Source organism: Streptomyces sp. FIT100 (genome assembly GCF_024584805.1).
In the GTDB taxonomy this organism is placed as follows: Bacteria; Actinomycetota; Actinomycetes; order Streptomycetales; family Streptomycetaceae; genus Streptomyces.
Genome location: NZ_CP075715.1, coordinates 5,322,667 through 5,341,110 on the forward strand (window position 1 = coordinate 5,322,667; position 18,444 = coordinate 5,341,110).

The 18,444-nt window shown below is 71.8% G+C and carries 16 protein-coding genes and 2 tRNA genes; 11 read left to right on the forward strand and 7 right to left on the reverse strand.

Annotation, left to right across the window (positions count from 1 at the left end; translation table 11 throughout):
• Nucleotides 1-100: 100 nt before the first annotated feature.
• The 4 genes from KK483_RS24065 to KK483_RS24080 all read left to right on the forward strand — a co-directional run bounded on the left by KK483_RS24065 (nt 101) and on the right by KK483_RS24080 (nt 5,638).
• Nucleotides 101-3,028 carry a UPF0182 family protein gene (locus KK483_RS24065; RefSeq protein WP_262009667.1) on the forward strand — a complete coding sequence of 976 codons (2,928 nt, stop codon included), beginning with the start codon at nt 101-103 and terminating at the stop codon, nt 3,026-3,028.
• A gap of 113 nt (nt 3,029-3,141) precedes the next feature.
• Nucleotides 3,142-3,215, forward strand: a tRNA-Met gene (locus KK483_RS24070).
• A 215-nt stretch (nt 3,216-3,430) separates the two neighbouring features.
• Nucleotides 3,431-5,500 carry a tetratricopeptide repeat protein gene (locus tag KK483_RS24075; RefSeq protein WP_262007318.1) on the forward strand — a complete coding sequence of 690 codons (2,070 nt, stop codon included), beginning with the start codon at nt 3,431-3,433 and terminating at the stop codon, nt 5,498-5,500.
• 64 nt (nt 5,501-5,564) lie between these two features.
• Nucleotides 5,565-5,638, forward strand: a tRNA-Met gene (locus KK483_RS24080).
• 123 nt (nt 5,639-5,761) lie between these two features.
• Here KK483_RS24080 and KK483_RS24085 read toward each other — a convergent pair.
• Entirely contained in the window at nt 5,762-6,178 is a 417-nt protein-coding gene (locus KK483_RS24085; protein WP_262007319.1) for a Fur family transcriptional regulator, read from the reverse strand.
• Nucleotides 6,179-6,341: 163 nt separating this feature from the next.
• On the opposite strand from KK483_RS24085, the gene KK483_RS24090 reads away from it, so the two are divergent.
• A complete protein-coding gene (locus tag KK483_RS24090; RefSeq protein ID WP_262007320.1) occupies nt 6,342-7,793 on the forward strand; it encodes a catalase in 1,452 nt (483 codons plus the stop codon).
• Nucleotides 7,794-7,938: 145 nt separating this feature from the next.
• Here KK483_RS24090 and KK483_RS24095 read toward each other — a convergent pair whose 3' ends face one another.
• Both KK483_RS24095 and hisN read right to left on the reverse strand, forming a co-directional pair.
• Complete coding sequence (locus KK483_RS24095; protein ID WP_262007321.1) at nt 7,939-8,343, reverse strand: cyclic nucleotide-binding/CBS domain-containing protein; 405 nt, start codon at nt 8,341-8,343, stop codon at nt 7,939-7,941.
• A 132-nt stretch (nt 8,344-8,475) separates the two neighbouring features.
• Nucleotides 8,476-9,276, reverse strand: coding sequence for a histidinol-phosphatase (gene hisN, locus KK483_RS24100; RefSeq protein ID WP_262007322.1), 801 nt, complete (start codon nt 9,274-9,276; stop codon nt 8,476-8,478).
• Nucleotides 9,277-9,453: 177 nt separating this feature from the next.
• Here hisN and KK483_RS24105 point away from each other — a divergent pair, with 177 nt between their 5' ends.
• Complete coding sequence (locus KK483_RS24105) at nt 9,454-10,146, forward strand: TetR/AcrR family transcriptional regulator (protein WP_262007323.1); 693 nt, start codon at nt 9,454-9,456, stop codon at nt 10,144-10,146.
• On the opposite strand, the gene KK483_RS24110 is transcribed toward KK483_RS24105, so the two are convergent.
• The 4 genes from KK483_RS24110 to KK483_RS24125 form a co-directional block, all read right to left on the reverse strand.
• Entirely contained in the window at nt 10,112-10,435 is a 324-nt protein-coding gene (locus tag KK483_RS24110) for a multidrug efflux SMR transporter (RefSeq protein WP_242329761.1), read from the reverse strand. The two genes, KK483_RS24105 and KK483_RS24110, sit on opposite strands and share 35 nt — an antisense overlap.
• 191 nt (nt 10,436-10,626) lie before the next feature.
• Nucleotides 10,627-11,637, reverse strand: coding sequence for a ribosome small subunit-dependent GTPase A (gene rsgA / locus KK483_RS24115; protein ID WP_262007324.1), 1,011 nt, complete (start codon nt 11,635-11,637; stop codon nt 10,627-10,629).
• Nucleotides 11,638-11,653: 16 nt separating this feature from the next.
• A complete protein-coding gene (aroA, locus tag KK483_RS24120; RefSeq protein ID WP_262007325.1) occupies nt 11,654-13,003 on the reverse strand; it encodes a 3-phosphoshikimate 1-carboxyvinyltransferase in 1,350 nt (449 codons plus the stop codon).
• A 47-nt stretch (nt 13,004-13,050) separates the two neighbouring features.
• Complete coding sequence (locus KK483_RS24125) at nt 13,051-13,743, reverse strand: M50 family metallopeptidase (protein ID WP_262007326.1); 693 nt, start codon at nt 13,741-13,743, stop codon at nt 13,051-13,053.
• A 49-nt stretch (nt 13,744-13,792) separates the two neighbouring features.
• On the opposite strand from KK483_RS24125, the gene KK483_RS24130 reads away from it, so the two are divergent.
• From KK483_RS24130 to KK483_RS24150, 5 genes are all read left to right on the forward strand, one after another.
• Complete coding sequence (locus KK483_RS24130; RefSeq protein ID WP_262007327.1) at nt 13,793-14,608, forward strand: SOS response-associated peptidase; 816 nt, start codon at nt 13,793-13,795, stop codon at nt 14,606-14,608.
• 192 nt (nt 14,609-14,800) lie between these two features.
• The gene (locus KK483_RS24135) at nt 14,801-15,436 is read left to right on the forward strand and encodes an alpha/beta family hydrolase (protein WP_262007328.1); all 636 of its coding nucleotides are present in this window, start codon (nt 14,801-14,803) and stop codon (nt 15,434-15,436) included.
• A 409-nt stretch (nt 15,437-15,845) separates the two neighbouring features.
• Nucleotides 15,846-16,496 carry a sigma-70 family RNA polymerase sigma factor gene (locus KK483_RS24140; RefSeq protein WP_242329767.1) on the forward strand — a complete coding sequence of 217 codons (651 nt, stop codon included), beginning with the start codon at nt 15,846-15,848 and terminating at the stop codon, nt 16,494-16,496.
• Nucleotides 16,493-16,810, forward strand: a complete 318-nt coding sequence (gene rsrA / locus KK483_RS24145) for a mycothiol system anti-sigma-R factor (RefSeq protein WP_262007329.1) — start codon at nt 16,493-16,495, stop codon at nt 16,808-16,810. The genes KK483_RS24140 and rsrA overlap by 4 nt, the downstream gene beginning before the upstream one ends.
• Before the next feature lie 179 nt (nt 16,811-16,989).
• A complete protein-coding gene (locus KK483_RS24150) occupies nt 16,990-18,444 on the forward strand; it encodes an HD-GYP domain-containing protein (RefSeq protein WP_262007330.1) in 1,455 nt (484 codons plus the stop codon).

Here is an 18,444-nt window from a genome sequence, read left to right on the forward strand (position 1 = left end):
CGCTGGGCCTGCTTTACCCGCAGTGTGCATCCGTGTGGTGCACGCTCAACCGCACGCTTTACACGACCGCGAACTCGAGGGGCGCACGTTGGCTTTCCAGATGCCGGACCGCGGCGGAGGCCCTAGCGGGCCACGGATGAGAGTCGGCCGGCCGACCCGGCGCGTCCGCACCCTGCTCATGACCCTGGGTGTGCTGGCCGTCCTGGCCATGGCCTTCGTCATGTTCGCCGGGTTCTGGACCGACTGGCTCTGGTACCGCTCGGTGAAGTACTCGTCGGTGTTCACCACCACGCTCTGGACCAAGATCGGTCTCTTCGCGGTCTTCGGGCTGCTGATGGCGGGGATCGTCGGGCTGAACATCTGGCTGGCGCACCGGCTGCGGCCGCCGCTGAGCGCGATGTCGCTCGAGCAGCAGAGCCTCGACCGGTACCGGATGGGCATCGCCCCGTACAAGAAGTGGGTGCTCCTCGCGATCACCGCGCTGGTCGGGCTGATCGCCGGAGCCTCCGCCTCCACCCAGTGGCGCACCTGGCTGATGTGGGTCAACGGAGTGCCGTTCGGCACGAAGGACCCCCAGTTCCAGATGGACGTGGCCTTCTACGCGTTCGATCTGCCCTGGTACCGGTTCCTGCTCGGCTTCGGCTTCGCCGCCGCCGTGCTCTCGCTGATCGCCGCCGCACTCACGCACTATTTGTACGGCGGGCTGCGCATCACCAGCCCGGGCGCGCGGGCGACCGCTGCCGCCACCGGCCATCTCTCCGTGCTGCTCGGCTTCTTCGTCGCGCTCAAGGCCATCGCCTACTGGCTCGACCGGTACGGCCTGGCCGTGAAGTCCAGCGACTTCAAGGCGACCGGCAACTGGACCGGCCTGAGGTACGTCGACGCCAACGCCTATCTGCCGGCGAAGACGATCCTCTTCTGCATCGCCGTCATCTGCGCCCTGCTGTTCTTCGCGACGCTGTGGCGCCGCACCTGGCAGCTGCCGGTGATCGGCTTCGGCCTGATGGTGCTCTCGGCGATCCTGATCGGCGGCCTCTACCCGGCCATCGTGCAGAAGTTCCAGGTCCAGCCGAACGAGCAGGCCAAGGAAGCGCCGTATATCCAGAAGAACATCGACGCGACGCGCAAGGCGTACGGCATCGACAAGACCAAGGCCGAGAACTACTCGGGCAAGGGCGATCCGAAGCGCAAGACGGAGCAGCGCGAGCAGTCCACATCGGCGGCCAGCTACCGGCTGATGGACTCGAACATCGTCTCGCCCGCGTTCCAGCAGCTCCAGCAGGAGCGCAAGTACTACCAGTTCCCCGCGACGCTGGACGTCGACCGGTACACCGGCCCCGACGGAAAGCCCCAGGACACGGTCATCGGTCTGCGCGAGCTCAACATCAAGGGCATCCCCAAGCGCAACTGGATCAACGACCACTTCACCTACACCCACGGCTACGGCGCGATCGCGGCCAAGGGCACCAGCGCGGTGACGGACCCGGACAAGGGCACCGTCGGCGCCCCCGACTTCACGGAGTCCGGACTGCCGACCACCGGTCAGCTCGGGGAGTACCAGCAGCGGATCTACTACGGCGAGAAGACCGAGCAGTACTCGATCGTGGGCGGCCCGCAGAAGGAGCTCGACTACGAGAAGAACGGTGAGGAGACCACCAGCTACAAGGGCAACAGCGGGGTCAGCCTCTCCAACACGTTCAACCGCGCCGCCTACGCGGTGGCGTTCAGCGAGCCGCAGATCCTCTACTCGGGAGCGATCGGCGACGGCTCGCGGATCCTCTACAACCGGACGCCCAAGGAGCGCGTCGAGGCGGTGGCCCCCTGGCTCACCATCGACGGCGACGCCTACCCGGCGGTGGTCGACGGCCGCATCAAGTGGATCGTCGACGCCTACACGACCTCGGACGGCTACCCGTACGCATCGCGTACGACGCTGGGCGAGACGACGGCCGACTCGCTGACCGACACCCAGCGGGCCGTCGTCGCGCAGCAGAACCAGGTCAACTACATCCGCAACTCGGTGAAGGCCACCGTCGACGCGTACGACGGCACGGTCGACCTGTACCAGTGGGACACCGAGGACCCGGTCCTGAAGACCTGGATGAAGGCGTTCCCCGGCACGGTGAAGGCCAAGAGCGACATCGCGCCCGAGCTCAAGTCCCATCTGCGGTACCCGCAGGACATGTTCAAGGTCCAGCGCGAGCTGCTCACGCGGTACCACGTGACCGACCCCGACCAGTTCTACAGCGGCAGTGACGCCTGGCAGGTGCCGGACGACCCGACGAACAAGGACACCAGTGCGGTCCCGCCGTACTACCTGAGCCTCAAGATGCCGGGGGAGTCGGCGCAGAAGTTCTCGCTGACGACGACGTTCACCCCCAGCGGGCGCCCCAACCTCGGTGCGTTCATGGCGGTCGACGCCGACGCGAACAGCGAGGGGTACGGGGCGATCAGGCTCCTGAGAGTCACCTCGACCGTGCCTGGGCCGTCCCAGGTGCAGAGCGAGTTGAACAGTGTGCCCGAAGTCGCCACCTTCGTCCGTGACCTGAGAGGCACGGACTCGGAGATCGACTACGGAAACCTGCTCACGGTGCCGCTGGACGGCGGGTTCCTCTACGTCGAGCCGGTGTACGCGCGCGGTGGCGCGGCGAACTATCCGCTGCTGAAGAAGGTGGCCGTCTCCTACGGCGGCAAGCCGGTCTTCAAGGACAGCCTGGCGGAGGCGCTGAACGCGGTCTTCGGGGTCGACGGCGCCGAGCAGCCGCCGCCCACGACGACGCCACCGCCGCCGGGTGACACGACGCAGCCGCCGGCCACCGGGGACGCGGCGCTGAAGCAGGCCATCGCGGACGCCCAGAAGGCGTACGAGGAGGGCCAGGCCGCGCTCCAGAAGAACGACTGGGCGGCGTACGGCAAGGCTCAGGCGGATCTGCAGGCGGCGCTGGAGCGGGCGGCAGCGGCGCAGTCGCAGCCCCGGTCGGAGACGGAGCCGGAGGCACCGGCCGAGTCGCCACCGCCGGGAGACTGACCCCGGGCGCGGACCCGAGGTCTCCGGCCGATCGGCCGGGATCTCCGGCCCGGCGGCTGAACGGCCGCCGGGCGGAGGTCACCCCACGTCGTGATACGGTTGCATCACAACGACGCGGGGTGGAGCAGCTCGGTAGCTCGCTGGGCTCATAACCCAGAGGTCGCAGGTTCAAATCCTGTCCCCGCTACTGAAGACGAGGGCCCGGATCCATCAGGATCCGGGCCCTCGTCGTGTGCGGGCGAGGCGTCCGGGGGAAGTGGGCACCGGCCGCGGCGAGTTGAGGGGGGCGCGTTGGGGTGACGCGTGTTTGACTTATCTCTCTGTGGGCATGTCGACAAAACGCTGAAGTGACCTCACTGGCTGCGGTATACCAGGTGTACGCGGGTTGCAGGTGGTGCGACGATGGATTTTATGGGGGACAGGGCAACTCTGTTGGATACGGGGCGGTTTGCGCAGCGGCATACCGGGACCACCGCGGGTGTGGTGGATCTCGATGCCATGGATGCGGCAGGCGCCCTGGGAATCGTCGTGCCGTTCGACCGTGTGGGGCCCGCGGAGACCGTCGAGCCCGAGGACCCGGCCGAGCCCGAGGACCCGGCCGAGGCCGGGGAGGTCATCGCCGACGCGATCGGGTCCGCCGGCGCGGTGGAGTCCGCCGAGGCGGAGAGCGAGGACCGGCACCGCCGTGCCGCCGAGTCCGGCGACGTCGCGTCCATGAGCGTCCTCGGGGCGCTGCTGCTGCGCCGCGGCGACCTCGACGGCGCGGAGCCGCATCTGCGCGCCGCGACCGCCGAGGGCGACCGCGCGGCCGCGAACAACCTGGGCGTGCTGCTCCACCAGCGCGGATACGCCGACGAGGCCGCCGGCTGGTGGCGCATCGCCGCCGTCGCGGGCTCCGCGCCCGCGGCCCACGCCCTGGGGCGTCACTTCCGGGAGCGCGGCGACGAGCCGGCCGCCGAGTACTGGCTGCGCCAGTCCGCCGAGCAGGGGCACGCGCTCGGCGCGTACGCACTCGCCGATCTGCTGGAGCACCGCAGTGAGCCCGGCGTGGAGCGGTGGATGCGCGCGGCGGCGGAGCAGGGCCACAGGGAGGCGGCCTACCGTCTGGCCCGCGCACTCGAGCGCGCCGCCGCGGCCGCCGACCTCCGTGCCGACCGTCCGCAGGGTGCGCCCGGCGCCGGCGCGAGCGCGGGCGCGGCCGCGGGCGTACGCGGGACCGCCGGACGGGAAGGGCGAGAGACGGGGGCGGGGCACTCGGACCGGCTCTGGCGGGAGGCCGAGCAGTGGTTCCGGCAGGCTGCCGCGCGAGGGCACCGGCGGGCCGCGCTGCACCTCGGGGTCATCCTGGAGCGTCGTGGCGAGCTCAAGGAGGCCGGGCGCTGGTACCTGACGGCCGCCAAGGACGGCGAGGCCCGTGCCGCCTGCGCGCTCGGGTTCCTGCTGCGTGACGCGGGCGACGAGGAGAGCGCCGCCGTGTGGTGGCTGCGGGCCGCCCAGGACGGTGACGGCAACGCCGCGAACGCCCTCGGCGCGCTGCACGCCGCCCGCGGGGAGCAGCAGACCGCCGAGCGCTGGTACCGCGCCGCGATGGACGCGGGCGACGTCAACGGCGCGTACAACCTCGGCCTGCTCTGCGCGGCCCAGGACCGTACGCCCCAGGCCGAGCAGTGGTACCGGCGCGCCGCGTACGCCGGGCACCGCGAGGCCGCCAACGCGCTCGCCGTGCTGCTGCTGCAGGCCGGCGACGCGACCGGCGCCGAGCCCTGGTTCTCCAAGGCGGCGGAGGCGGGCAGCGTGGACGCCGCGTTCAACATGGGCATCCTGCACGCCGGCCGGGACGACGACGGCAAGGCGCTGCGCTGGTACGAGCGCGCGGCCGCGGCCGGGCACACCGAGGCCGCGCTCCAGGTCGGGATGGCCCGCCTGCGGGACGGGGACGAGCGGGAGGCGGAGCGCCATCTGCGGTGCGCGGCGGGCGGCGGCAACGCCGAGGCGGCGTTCCGGCTCGCGACGGTGCTCGACGCGCGCCAGGCTCCGCCCGGGCCGCCGGCGCTCGGCGAGCCCGTGACCGGGAAGAGCGAGTGCGAGGAGTGGTACGAGCGGGCGGCCGAGCAGGGGCACCGCCGTGCCCAGGTGCGCGTCGGCATGCTCGCCGCCGCCCGCGGCGACCTCGGGGACGCCGCGCGCTGGTACCGGGAGGCGGCCGAGGCGGGGAGCCGCAACGGCGCGTTCAACCTCGGGCTGCTGCTCGCCCGCGAGGGCAACGAGCGCGAGGCGGCGCTCTGGTGGGCGCGGGCGGCCCGCGCGGGCCACGGGCGTGCCGCCCTTCGGCTGGCTCTGCTCGCCGCGCGCCGCGGTGAGCTTGCCGAGGGGCAGCGGTGGTGCGCCCGGGCGGTGGAGCTCGGCCCTGCGGAGGTCGCGGAGCGGGCGGCGGCGCTGCGGGAGGCGCTCCTCCAGGAGCTCACAGCGTGACGGAAGGGCTAACGGTTGTCGATTTGCGCTGGTCCACACGGTGACGTACTGTTGGGCTCACCGACGCGGGGTGGAGCAGCTCGGTAGCTCGCTGGGCTCATAACCCAGAGGTCGCAGGTTCAAATCCTGTCCCCGCTACTGAAGCCCGAAGGCCCGGATCCTGATGGATCCGGGCCTTCGGCATGTGTGCGCTCATGTGGCGACCAGTGGGTGGACGGGAGGGCGCACGTCCGCGCCCACCGGTCGACAGGGCTCCGGGAGCTATGCGCTCGCGCAGTGGGGGCAGATCCCCCGGTACGTGACCTCGACGTCGGAGATCGTGAAGCCGAAGCGCTCCGTGTCCGGGAGGTCCGCGAGCGGGTTGCCCGCCGGGTGGACGTCGCGGATCGCGCCGCAGCGGGCGCAGACCAGGTGCTGGTGGGGCCGGTGCGCGTTCGGGTCGTACCGCTTGGCGCGGCGGTCCGTCGCGACCTCCAGGACCTCGCCCAGCGAGACCAGCTCACCCAGCGTGTTGTACACCGTCGCCCGCGAGATCTCCGGCAGCCGCTCGACGGCACGCGCGTGCACCTCGTCGGCGGTCATATGGACGTGCTCACCGTCGAGGACCTCGGCCACGACGCGCCGCTGCGCGGTCATACGCCAACCGCGTCCGCGCAGTCGTTCCAACAGGTCACTCATGCGTATCAGCCTAACAGTCGTGGGGACCAGGTCCCGAACAGGTGTGAGTTTGGATAGCAACTTGACTTAGACAAAGTCCATCGTAGGATCGAGTACGGCATTCGCCAAGGGACAGGACTTGCACGCAATGGCGCAGGATTCGCCGCATTCGCAGGAGGCGCACGTGACCCAGGGACCGCTCACCACGGAGGCCGGCGCACCGGTCGCCGACAACCAGAACAGCGAGACCGCGGGTGTCGGCGGTCCTGTGCTGGTCCAGGACCAGCTGCTGCTCGAAAAGCTCGCGCACTTCAACCGTGAGCGCATCCCGGAGCGCGTCGTCCACGCCCGGGGCGCCGGCGCCTACGGCACCTTCACCGTGACCGCCGACGTCACCGCGTACACCCGCGCGAAGTTCCTCTCCGAGGTCGGCAAGCGGACCGAGACCTTCCTGCGCTTCTCCACCGTCGCGGGCAACCTCGGTGCGGCCGACGCGGTCCGCGACCCGCGCGGCTGGGCGCTGAAGTTCTACACCGAGGAGGGCAACTACGACCTCGTCGGCAACAACACCCCGGTGTTCTTCATCAAGGACGCCATCAAGTTCCCCGACTTCATCCACACCCAGAAGCGCGACCCGTACACCGGCTCGCAGGAGGCCGACAACGTCTGGGACTTCTGGGGGCTGAGCCCCGAGTCGACCCACCAGGTGACATGGCTCTTCGGTGACCGCGGCATCCCCGCCTCGTACCGCCACATGAACGGCTACGGCTCGCACACGTACCAGTGGAACAACGAGGCCGGTGAGGTCTTCTGGGTCAAGTACCACTTCAAGACCGACCAGGGCATCAGGAACCTCACCCAGGCCGAGGCCGACAAGCTGGCCGGCGAGGACCCGGACAGCCACCAGCGCGACCTGCGCGAGGCCATCGAGCGCGGCGACTTCCCGACCTGGACCGTGCAGGTCCAGATCATGCCTGCGGCGGAGGCGGCGGATTACCGCTTCAACCCCTTCGACCTCACCAAGGTGTGGCCGCACGAGGACTACCCGCCGATCGAGATCGGCAAGCTGGAGCTCAACCGCAACCCGGAGAACATCTTCGCGGAGGTCGAGCAGTCCGTCTTCAGCCCCGCGCACTTCGTGCCGGGCATCGGCCCGTCTCCGGACAAGATGCTCCAGGGCCGCCTCTTCGCCTACGGCGACGCGCACCGCTACCGCGTCGGCATCAACGCCGACCACCTGCCGGTGAACCGTCCGCACGCCACCGTGGCGCGGACCAACTCCCGTGACGGCTTCCTGTACGACGGCCGCCACAAGGGCGCCAAGAACTACGAGCCGAACAGCTTCGGCGGCCCGTTCCAGACGGACAGGCCCCTGTGGCAGCCGGTGGCCGTCTCCGGCGCGACCGGCGACCACGCGGCCCCGGCGCACTCCGAGGACGACGACTTCGTCCAGGCGGGCAACCTCTACCGCCTGATGTCCGAGGGCGAGAAGGGTCGTCTGATCGAGAACCTGGCGGGGTTCATCGCCCGGGTCTCGCGTGACGACATCGCCGAGCGTGCGATCGACAACTTCCGTAGGGCGGACGGGGACTTCGGCAAGCGGCTGGAGGCCGCGGTCCAGGCCCTGCGAGGCTGAGGCCCCCCTGCGCGGCCGGCCGCCACCGCTCTCGCGGAGGCGGCCGGCCGCCGTCGGGGTCACCGATCGGCGATTGCCCGCCGAGGGTGATGGGGCCGGGTTCACGCAACCCGGCCCCCGCGTCGTTCGGCCCGCGAGCCTCGTCTCAGCCCGTGAGCGTCGACGCCGCGCGGTGCCTGGCCGGTGTCCAGCAGCGGATGATGTCGCGTACGGAGACGATGCCGACGGGCCCGTGGGCATCGAGGACGATGAGATGGCGGAAGCCGCCGTGCGTCATGGCCTCCGCGGCTTCCTCCAGCGTCCAGGACGGTGCGGCGAAGACGACGTCGGTGGTGGTGTGGGCGCCTGCGGTTTCGCGGTCGGGGTCCTGGCCCGCGCCGAGCGCGTTCAGGACATCGCGCTCGGTGAGGATCCCGAGACCACTGGTGTCGGGATCGAGGACGACGGCCGCCCCGACACGGCGCGCGGCCATGAGCCGCGCGGCCTGTCGGAGGGTGTGTGCGGGGCCGATGGTGAGGACCACCGTGCTCATGGCGTCACGGACGAGCATGGATGGAGCCACCTCCTTGGTGAACCGTTCAACGAGAAGCGATTCACAAGTTCACAAGTGGGGGGACTCCCAGAGTTGCAGTGATGCGCGGTATCAACAAGGGGCCGTGCACGGCCTACCGGGCGCGAGCGCTCAGTAGCGCTGGTTCAAGTAGCCCAGCAGTTCCTCGTGCAGCAGTCCGTTCGACGCCGCCGCGTTGCCGCTGTGCGGCCCCGGTGCCCCGTCCAGGCCGGTGAACAGGCCGCCCGCCTCCTGGACCACGATCGCGGTCGCCGCCATGTCCCAGAGCGACAGCTCCGGTTCCGCGCAGATGTCCACCGAGCCCTCGGCGACCATCATGTACGGCCAGAAGTCGCCGTACGCGCGCGTGCGCCAGACCTCGCGGGTCAGGTCCAGGAAGCCGTCGAGCCGGCCCCGCTCCTCCCAGCCGCTCAGTGAGGAGTACGCGAACGAAGCGTCGGAGAGCCGGGAGACGTTCGAGACGTGCAGCCGTGTCGCGGATGTCAGGCTGCGGCCGCTGTAGGCGCCCGCGCCCTTCGCCGCCCACCAGCGGCGGCCGAGCGCCGGGGCCGAGACGACGCCGACGACCGGCTGGTAGCCGCCCTCGCCGGCCTCCATCAGGGAGATCAGCGTCGCCCAGACGGGGACCCCGCGGACGTAGTTCTTGGTGCCGTCGATCGGGTCGATGACCCAGCGCCGGGGGCCCGTGCCCTCGATGCCGTACTCCTCGCCGAGGATCGCGTCGCGGGGCCGGGCGCGCTGGAGCTGGGAGCGGATCAGCTCCTCGGCCGCCTTGTCGGCCTCGCTCACCGGAGTCATGTCCGGCTTGGTCTCGACCTTGAGGTCGAGCGCCTTGAACCGGTCCATCGTCGCCGCGTCGGCGGCGTCCGCGAGGACATGGGCGAGACGCAGATCATCGTGATAGTCGGCCATGGTCGAACTCTATCGCCGGGTCCAGTACACCGGTTCGGCCGACCACCCCGTGCGCGAGGTGCGGGGGTGGCCGAAGACCGCCGGTGGTATTGACAGCGCGTGGTCACCCGTCAACTCTGTGCGCAGAGCCACAGGGCGCCGGAGGCCCGCCCTGGCGGCCCGGCTCGGGAGGCAACGATGCCCACAGCGCGCGAAGCCCTGCTGCACGCCGCTCTCACCGCGCTCTCCGCCCTGCCCTGGTCCGGGATCCGGATGGTCGACATCGCCTCCGCGGCCGGGGTCTCGCGGCAGACCCTCTACAACGAGTTCGGCAGCAAGGACGGCCTCGCCCGAGCCCTCGTGCGCCGCGAGGCCGACGCGTACCTGCACGGTGTGGACCGGCTCCTGCACGCGGACAGGACCGCGGGGTGCGCCGAGCGCCTGGTGGCGGTCGCCGAGTGGACCGTGGGCGAGGCGCGCGGCAGGCCGCTGCTGCGTGCCCTGCTCACCGGCTGCTGGGGGGAGCGGCTGCCGGCCCCGCGGCCCGGGCACCTCGCCGGGCGGTCCGGGGTGCCCGCGCAGCGCCGTGCGGATGCGGGGCACCCCGCCCCCGCCGAGCTGGCCGCGGCGGTACGGGACCGTTCGCTCGCCGTGCTGGAGCAGGACACCCGCGGCAACCGCCCGAGCGCGAAGGACGCGAAGGAGGAGACAGCCGCGCTCGCGCACCGCTGTGAACTGGCCGTGCGGCTCGCACTGTCCTACGTCGTCGCGCCCACGCCCGAGGGGGTCGGTCAGCTGGTGCGCGCGGCCCTCGGCGGGTCGGCATCCGGCGGGGCGCCCGTGGGCGGGACGGCCGTCAGTGGGCAGGGCTCGAGAGCTGCAGGCCGATGACGCCCGCGATCACCAGCATGATCGAGACGATCTTCAGGGTGGAGGCCACCTCGCCGAGGAAGATTATCCCGTAGATCGCCGTGCCCGAGGCGCCGATCCCGGTCCACACCGCGTACGCGGGACCGATCTCGAGTCTCTTCAGGGACAGGGTCAGCAGCCCGAAGCTGCTCATGGCGAAGACGGCGAACGCGATGGTCGGCCAGAGCCGGGTGAAGCCGTGCGACAGCTTCAGACAGATCGCGAACCCCGTTTCCAGGAGTCCGGCAACCACTACGAGCAGCCACGCCATGGTCAGTGCCTCCCGCGTCCCCAGTCTCGCGTCCAGTGACTGCTTCGTCTCGCTTGGTGCGATTATGCACTTACCAGTGGCGGTCGCCCGCAAACGTGCGCGGCTCGATCGCCTGCGCGTCGCCTGTGCGTCGCCTGTGTACGGCCTGCGCATTGCTCACGCGGCGCGCACGCGTCGCCCGCGGCGCCGTCTCAGTCGCCCTCGCGCCGCTCGCGGGTGGCCAGCAGTCGTCTCAGTGAGTAGAGACGCGCCGGATCGGCGTTTCCCTGAGCCACGTACTCGTCCAGCGCGCAGTCCGGCTCGTCGTGCGAGCAGGCGCGCGGACAGCCCTCCGTGCCCGGTTCGAGATCGGGGAAGGCGTGAATGACCCGGGACGGGTCGACGTGGTGCAGCCCGAACGAGCGCACGCCCGGGGTGTCGATCACCCAGCCGTCGTCGCCCGCGAGGGGCAGCGCGAGCGCCGAGGTGGTGGTGTGCCTGCCGCGGCCCGTGACCGCGTTCACGACGCCCGTGCTGCGCCACCGGTCCTTCGGGACAAGGGCGTTGACCAGGGTCGTCTTGCCGACGCCCGAGTGGCCGACGAACGCGGTGGTCCGGCCCTTGAGGTGTTCGAAGACCCGGTCGGCCGCGACGCCGCCCACGAACTCGTCGCGGGTGGTGACGACATGGGGGATGCCGAGCGCGCCGTAGAGCTCCAGCAGCTTCTCCGCGGGGGCCAGATCGGACTTGGTCAGCACAAGCAGCGGCTCGAGACCGCCGGCGTAGGCCGCGACGAGACAGCGGTCGATCAGCCGGGGCCGCGGCTCGGGGTCGGCGAGGGCAGTGACGATGGCCAGCTGGTCGGCGTTGGCGACGACGACGCGCTCGTAGGGGTCGTCGTCGTCGGCCGTGCGCCGCAGGACCGACGACCGCTCCTCGATGCGGACGATACGGGCGAGCGTGTCCTTCTTGCCGGAGAGGTCACCGACCAGGCTGACCCGGTCGCCGACGACGGCCGCCTTGCGGCCAAGTTCGCGGGCCTTCATCGCCATGACGGTGCGGTCGTCGACGAGGCAGGTGAGCCTGCCCCGGTCGACGGTGAGGACCATCCCCTCCGCCGCGTCCTCGTGCTTCGGGCGGATGTTCGTACGGGGGCGGTTGCCCTTGCGGTTGGGGCGGACCCTGACGTCGTCCTCGTCCGTGTGCTTGCCGTAGCGGCGCATCTCGTGCCGTCCCCGCTCAGTTGCCCGCGAGCATGTCGGTCCACATCCTCGGGAAGTCGGGCAGGGTCTTGGCCGTCGTCGCCACGTTCTCGATCTCGACACCCTCGACGGCGAGACCGATGATCGAGCCGGCCGTCGCCATGCGGTGGTCGTCGTACGTGTGGAACACCCCGCCGTGCAGCGGGCGGGGCCGGATGTGCAGACCGTCCTCGGTCTCGGTCACATCGCCGCCGAGTTCGTTGATCTCCTTGGTGAGCGCGGCCAGCCGGTCCGTCTCGTGGAGGCGCAGATGGGCGACGCCGCGCAGCGTCGAGGGGGAGTCGGCGAGGGCGGCGACCGCCGCGATGCCCGGGGTCAGCTCGCCGACCTCGCCCAGGTCGACGTCGATGCCGTGGATCCGGCCCGTGCCCGTGAAGGTCAGTCCGGCGTCCGTGAGCTCGCAGGAACCGCCCATCTCGGTGAAGATCCCGCGCAGTGCGTCACCGGGCTGGGTGGTGCGCTCGGGCCAGTCGGGGACCGTGACCCGGCCGCCCGTCACCAGCGCGGCCGCGAGGAACGGCTGGGCGTTGGACAGGTCCGGCTCGACGGTCAGGTCGCGGCCGAGCAGGGCGCCGCTGCGCACCCGCCACACGTTCGGCTCGCCGCCCGTCTCCGGCTCGTCGACCTGCGCGCCGACCGTGCGGAGCATGTCGACGGTCATCCGGATGTGCGGCATCGACGGCAGCGTCGAGCCCACATGCCGCACCTCCACGCCCTGGTTGAAGCGCGGTGCCGAGAGCAGCAGGGCGGAGACGAACTGCGACGAGGATGAGGCGTCGATCTCCACCGGGCCGCCGTCCAGCGCCCCGCCGCCGTGCACGGTCATCGGGAGGGCGCCCCGGCTGTCGTCGTCGATCCGGGCGCCCAGCGCACGCAGCGCGTCGATCACAGCGCCGAGCGGACGCTCGTACGAGCGGGGGTCGCCGTCGAAGCGGACGGGGCCGTCGGCGAGGGCGGCGACCGGCGGCAGGAAGCGCATCACCGTGCCGGCGTTGCCGACGTCGACCGTGGCGGGGCCGTGCAGCCCGGCCGGGATGATCCGCCATGCCTCGCCGCTGTCGGGGCCGCCGGTGGCGGTGGAGCTGGAGGAGACCTGCTCCTCGATGCCGACGCCCATGGCCCGCAGCGCCTCGGCCATCAGCACCGTGTCCCGGGAGCGCAGCGGGCGGCGCAGCCAGCCCGGCTCGGCGGCCAGCGCCGCGAGGACCAGCGCGCGGTTCGTGACCGACTTGGATCCGGGCACGGTGACCGTCGCGTCGACGGGCCCGCTCGCATGAGGGGCGGGCCAGAGGTCAGGGTGCTCGGGGTGCACGGGGGTGTCGGTCATGGCCCTTACTTTAGTGGCCCGGGGCAGCCAGGGCCGATCCCCGGCGGTCACAGACCGAGCAGCCAGCGGCCGCCCCCGATCAGCGAGCACAGCGACACGGCATGGAAGAGGAAGAACCACATCGCGGCAGGCACGTGCGTCAGCCGCGCCAGCTGGTCGGCGTCCGAGTCGGGCGCCCCTCCGCGGCGCCGCTTGGCCTGGAGCTCGAAGGCCGGGCGTACGCCGCCGAGCAGCAGGAACCACACCGCCGCGTAGGCGAAAGCCGCCTGTACGGCCGGCTCGGTCAGCCACGACACCAGCAGGAACGCCGTGCCCGTGAGGATCACGGTGAGCGCCCCGTACGCGTTGCGGATCATCACGAGCATCGCGACCAGCAGGGCCGTCGCCACCCACAGCAGCAGCGTGATGCGGTGGTCCGCGAGCAGCCAGGCGCCGCCGAGGCCGAGCAGCGGCGGGGCCGTGTAGCCCGCGGCCGCGGTGAGGATCATGCCGAGGCCGGTCGGCCTGCCGCGGCTGACGGTGAGGCCGCTGGTGTCGGAGTGCAGCCGGATGCCCTGCAACTGCCGGCCGGTGACCAGGGCGATCAGCCCGTGGCCGCCCTCGTGGGCGATGGTGATCGCGTTGCGGGACAGCCGCCATATCGCGTGCGGGACGACCGCGACGAGCGCGAGCGCGGCCGTGCCGGCGACCAGCCACAGCTCGGGCGCGGGCTGGGTGCCGAAGACTTCGGGTGTGGCCATGTCCGGGGTGGCTCCTCGGGAGGGTCGGGGTCGTGGCAGTGTGGCACTTATGTGCGGACGGTATGCAGCGAGTCGCAGGCCCGAGGACCTGACCGGACTGTTCCATGTCGAGAAGTGGGAGCCCGCGGAGACCCTGGCCCCCGACTGGAACGTGGCCCCGACGAAGGAGGTCTACGCGGTACTCGAACGTCCTCTGAAGGACGCGGATGACCGCAGTCCGGTTCGTCAGCTGCGGAAACTCAGGTGGGGACTCGTCCCGTCCTTCGCCAAGACGCCCGAGGGCGCGGCCCGGATGATCAACGCCCGCGCGGAGACCGTCCACGAGAAGCCCTCGTTCCGCAAGCCCTTCCTCGCCCGCCGCTGCATCCTGCCCGCCGACGGCTACTACGAGTGGGTCACCGGCTCCGACGAGCGGCAGCTGGAGGTGGAGGGGAAGAGGAAGCGGCCCCGCAAGCAGCCGTACTTCGTCACCCCGGCCGACGGCTCGGTCTTCGCGATGGCGGGGCTCTACGAGTTCTGGCGCGACAGGACGCTGCCCGCGGACCACCCGCAGTCCTGGTGGGTCACCTGCTCGGTGATCACCACGGAGGCGGAGACGAGCCCGCTCGCCGTCGCGCCCGCCGACGGCCCGCACACCCTGTCCGACATCCATCCGCGGATGCCGCTGATGCTGACGGAGGACCGCTGGGACGCCTGGCTCGACCCGGCCCGTACGGACCCCGACGAGGTGAGGGCGCTGCTCGCGCCGCCGCCGCCCGGTCTGATGCGGGCGTACCCGGTGGCCACCGCGGTCTCCAACGTCCGCAACAACGGGCCGGAGCTGGTGGAGGAGCTGGAGGCCCCCGAGGTGGGCACGCTGTTCTGACGCCTGCGCCGTTTCCTCCCGCACGTCGCATGCCTGCGGCACCGTGCTGCGCACCCCCGGCACCCCCCGGCCCCCCGGCCCCCCCCGGCGTCCCCGGCGTCCCCGGCCCCCCGGCATCCTCGGCACTCCCGGCTCCTGCGGTGCCTCCGGCACGTCCGCCGCTCGCGCTGTGCAGGGTGTGACACTGCTGATGTGACAGAGAGCGAGATCGTCGAGACCCCCGCGGGTGACGCCCGCATCACCTGGCACCCCGCGACCGGCCGGGCCCGGCTCGTGCTGGCCGTCAGCCATGGCGCGGGCGGCGGCATCCACGCCCGCGACCTCCAGGCCCTCGCCGCCGAGCTGCCCGCCGCGGGGGTGACCGTCGCCCTCGTGGAGCAGCCCTGGCGGGTGGCGGGCAAGCAGGTCGCGCCCGCGCCGAAGACCCTCGACACCGGCTGGCGCGGGCTGTGGCCCGCACTGGAGAAGAAGGGCCTGCCCGTCGTGGCGGGCGGGCGCAGCGCCGGGGCGCGCGTGGCCTGCCGTACGGCGCGCGAGCTGGGCGCCCGCGCCGTGCTCGCCCTGAGCTTCCCGCTCCACCCGCCGGGCCGGCCCGAGAAGTCCCGGGCGGACGAACTGCTCGGCGCCGGGGTGCCCGTCCTCGTCGTCCAGGGAGGCAACGACCCCTTCGGGAAGCCGGAGGAGTTCCCCGACGGCGCGTACGAGCTGATCGAGGTGGACGCCGCCGATCACGGACTCTCCGTGCCCAAGCGGGCGGCGCTGACCCAGGAGGAGGCGCTGGCCGCGGTCGTCGGGGGCGTACGGAAGTGGATCACGTCCCTGTGCTGACTGCCCTCCGCGGGACAGCGCCTCTGCTGACTGCCCTCCGCGGGACAGCGCCTCTGCGGGCTGCCCTCCGCGGGGCAGTGCCTCTGCGGACGGCCCTCTGCGGGACAGCCCTGTGCGCATGGCCCCTACGCGCATAGCCCCCTGGGAATAGCGGACCGGCGGATCGCTGTTGTGCCGGACGTCAGCACAGCAGGAGTGTGGAGAGGAAGTCCGTCGCATGGGTTCGACCATCTGCCCCAGCCGCTCGCGCGCCTCCGATCTGGTGGGGATGGCCCCGGCCGGAGACTGGGGGAGGACGGTCCTTCCCGCGGCCAGGACCGGCGCCCTTGGGGCGGCGGGCGGAGCGGTTGGTCGTCTATCCTCCGATTCGAGCGGGTCCGGTCTCGGTCCCGCCCCAGCGTTGGAGGAGGTGGGTCCGGTCACTGGGACCGACGACGGCCGCACGACCGAAGAAACGGCCGCCGAGCGCAACGCACGATTCGAGCGGGACGCCCTCGGCTACCTCGACCAGATGTACTCGGCCGCGCTGCGCATGACGCGCAACCCGGCGGACGCCGAGGATCTCGTACAGGAGACGTACGCGAAGGCGTACGGGTCCTTCCACCAGTTCCGGGAGGGCACCAACCTCAAGGCCTGGATGTACCGCATCCTCACCAACACCTTCATCAACTCGTACCGCAAGAAGCAGCGCGAGCCGCAGCGCAGCGCCGCCGAGGAGATCGAGGACTGGCAGCTCGCGCGCGCCGAGTCGCACATGTCGACGGGCCTGCGCTCCGCCGAGTCCCAGGCGCTCGACCACCTGCCGGACTCCGATGTCAAGGAAGCCCTCCAGGCGATCCCGGAGGAATTCCGCATTGCGGTCTATCTCGCGGATGTAGAGGGCTTTGCCTACAAGGAGATCGCGGACATCATGGGAACTCCCATCGGTACGGTGATGTCCCGACTGCACCGGGGCCGCCGCCAGTTGCGCGGAATGCTGGAGGACTACGCCCGTGACCGCGGGCTGGTTCCCGCAGGCGCCGGGGAGTCGACGAACGATCGGAAAGGCTCGGGCTCATGAGCTGCGGAGAGCCGCACGAGACGGATTGCGAAGAGGTTCTCGACCATCTCTACGAGTTCCTCGACCGTGAGATGCCCGATGCCGACTGCACCAAGTTCGAGACGCACTTCGAGGAGTGCTCGCCGTGCCTGGAGAAGTACGGTCTGGAGCAGGCAGTGAAGAAGCTCGTCAAGCGCTGCTGCGGCCATGACGACGTGCCCGTGGACCTGCGGGCCAAGGTCATGGGCCGGATCGAGCTGATCAGGTCGGGCCAGGCGGTGCCGGACCACGATGTGACGGCGGCCGGGGCGGACGTGCCGAGCGCGGCGGAGTAGGCCGGCCGCATGGCGACGTGACGAGGGGCGCACCGAAAGGTGCGCCCCTCACGCGTGTCACCCGATGGTGCTAATCGGTCGTATCCGGCCGCCCTGGATCATCCAACTCGCTAGCCTGACCCTCTATTTGAGAGTTGTACGGAGCTGTTCGGGGGCGGCCGAGGAAGGGCTGACGGCGGGTGAGAGGCATTCCGGGCGGGGCACGCGCATTGATTCTCTGCGCCGTGGTGTGCGCCGCTGCGTGCGCGCTCCCCGCGCTGCTTCCCGGAGCTCGGGTCCCCTGGGGCACGGTCGCCCTGATCGCGGCGGTCTACGCGGTGTGCGAGCTGCCCGCCCGCGGCCCCTTCCTCGGACGGTTCCTCGGCGGATCCGTGCCGCTGAGCGCCGGCTCCTTCTTCCCCGTACTGCTGGCCGCGGCCCTGCTGCTGCCGCCCGCCGCGGCGGCGCTGGCCGCGGTGCCGGGCGCGGTCGTCGCCGGGGTCGAGCAGCGCCCGGCGGGCCCCCGGCGGCTCTGGCGGGCCGCGCAGCTCGCCCTCGCCGCCTGGGCCGCCGCCTGGGCCGCCGTGCGCTGCGGCGGTCTCGGCGCCGCCCCTGACTTTCCGCGGGCGCTGCTGCCGGCCGGGGCGGCCGCGCTGGCGTTCTGCCTGGTGCTGACCGCGCTGGACGGGGCGATCCTGGCCACGGCCGAACGGCTGCCGCCGCGTGCGGCCTGGGGCGGGCCGCTGTCGCGCTCGCTCGCCCCGCACACCGCCCACGGGCTGGCCGGGCTGATGATGGCCGTTCTCTGGCGCAGCCCGTACGGGCCGCTGTCCGCGCTGTTCGTCCTGCTGCCGATGTACATCTCGTGCTGGGTCTTCACCCAGTACCACCGCGAGCAGCACGCCCACCGGTCCACGATCCGCGCCCTCGTCCAGGCCGTCGACATCAAGGACAGGTACACGCGCGGGCACAGCGAGCGGGTGGGGCGGGCCTCCGTGCTGATCGCGAGCGAGCTGGGCATGGACGAGGAGCGGCTGGAGGTCCTGCGCTTCGCCGGGATCCTCCACGACGTCGGCAAGCTCGGCGTCCCCACGCGCGTGCTGCGCAAGGACGGTCCGCTCACCCCCGAGGAGCGGCGGGTGATCGAGCTCCACCCGGAGTACGGGCACGAGATGGTGCGCGGCATCGGCTTCCTCGGCGAGGCCAGGGCGGCGATCCTGCACCACCACGAACGGCTCGACGGCAGCGGCTATCCGTACGGTCTCGCCGGCCGCCAGATCCCCGAGTTCGCCCGCGTCGTCGCCGTCGCCGACGCCTTCGACGCGATGACCTCGACCCGCTCCTACCGGCGGGCACGCCCGGTCGCGACGGCGGTCGAGGAGCTGAAGCGCTGCTCGGGCACCCAGTTCGACCCCCAGGTGGTGCGCGCTCTCGTCCGGGCCCTGGCCCGCCACGGCTGGCAGAGCGAGGTCACCGCGGACGAACCCCCGCCGCCGGGCGCACCCCCGTCGCACCGGGGCGCGTCGGGCGTGCCGGCGCCCGCCCCGGCGGACGGCCTCCGTGGTGCGCACGAGCCCCGTGTGCCGCGTGTGGCCGAGGCCGTCACCGGGGCGCGGGCCGCACGCGAGGGCATCGGCCGACGGCGGGACGGGTGA

What these genes read in the sequence shown, in the direction of transcription:
- KK483_RS24065 (WP_262009667.1), top strand. Translation starts at nt 101, where the DNA reads ATGCCGGACCGCGGCGGAGGCCCTAGCGGGCCACGGATGAGAGTCGGC.
- KK483_RS24075 (WP_262007318.1), top strand. Translation starts at nt 3,431, where the DNA reads ATGGATTTTATGGGGGACAGGGCAACTCTGTTGGATACGGGGCGGTTT.
- KK483_RS24085 (WP_262007319.1), bottom strand. Translation starts at nt 6,178, where the DNA reads ATGAGTGACCTGTTGGAACGACTGCGCGGACGCGGTTGGCGTATGACC.
- KK483_RS24095 (WP_262007321.1), bottom strand. Translation starts at nt 8,343, where the DNA reads ATGCTCGTCCGTGACGCCATGAGCACGGTGGTCCTCACCATCGGCCCC.
- hisN (WP_262007322.1), bottom strand. Translation starts at nt 9,276, where the DNA reads ATGGCCGACTATCACGATGATCTGCGTCTCGCCCATGTCCTCGCGGAC.
- KK483_RS24105 (WP_262007323.1), top strand. Translation starts at nt 9,454, where the DNA reads ATGCCCACAGCGCGCGAAGCCCTGCTGCACGCCGCTCTCACCGCGCTC.
- KK483_RS24110 (WP_242329761.1), bottom strand. Translation starts at nt 10,435, where the DNA reads ATGGCGTGGCTGCTCGTAGTGGTTGCCGGACTCCTGGAAACGGGGTTC.
- rsgA (WP_262007324.1), bottom strand. Translation starts at nt 11,637, where the DNA reads ATGCGCCGCTACGGCAAGCACACGGACGAGGACGACGTCAGGGTCCGC.
- aroA (WP_262007325.1), bottom strand. Translation starts at nt 13,003, where the DNA reads ATGACCGACACCCCCGTGCACCCCGAGCACCCTGACCTCTGGCCCGCC.
- KK483_RS24125 (WP_262007326.1), bottom strand. Translation starts at nt 13,743, where the DNA reads ATGGCCACACCCGAAGTCTTCGGCACCCAGCCCGCGCCCGAGCTGTGG.
- KK483_RS24130 (WP_262007327.1), top strand. Translation starts at nt 13,793, where the DNA reads ATGTGCGGACGGTATGCAGCGAGTCGCAGGCCCGAGGACCTGACCGGA.
- rsrA (WP_262007329.1), top strand. Translation starts at nt 16,493, where the DNA reads ATGAGCTGCGGAGAGCCGCACGAGACGGATTGCGAAGAGGTTCTCGAC.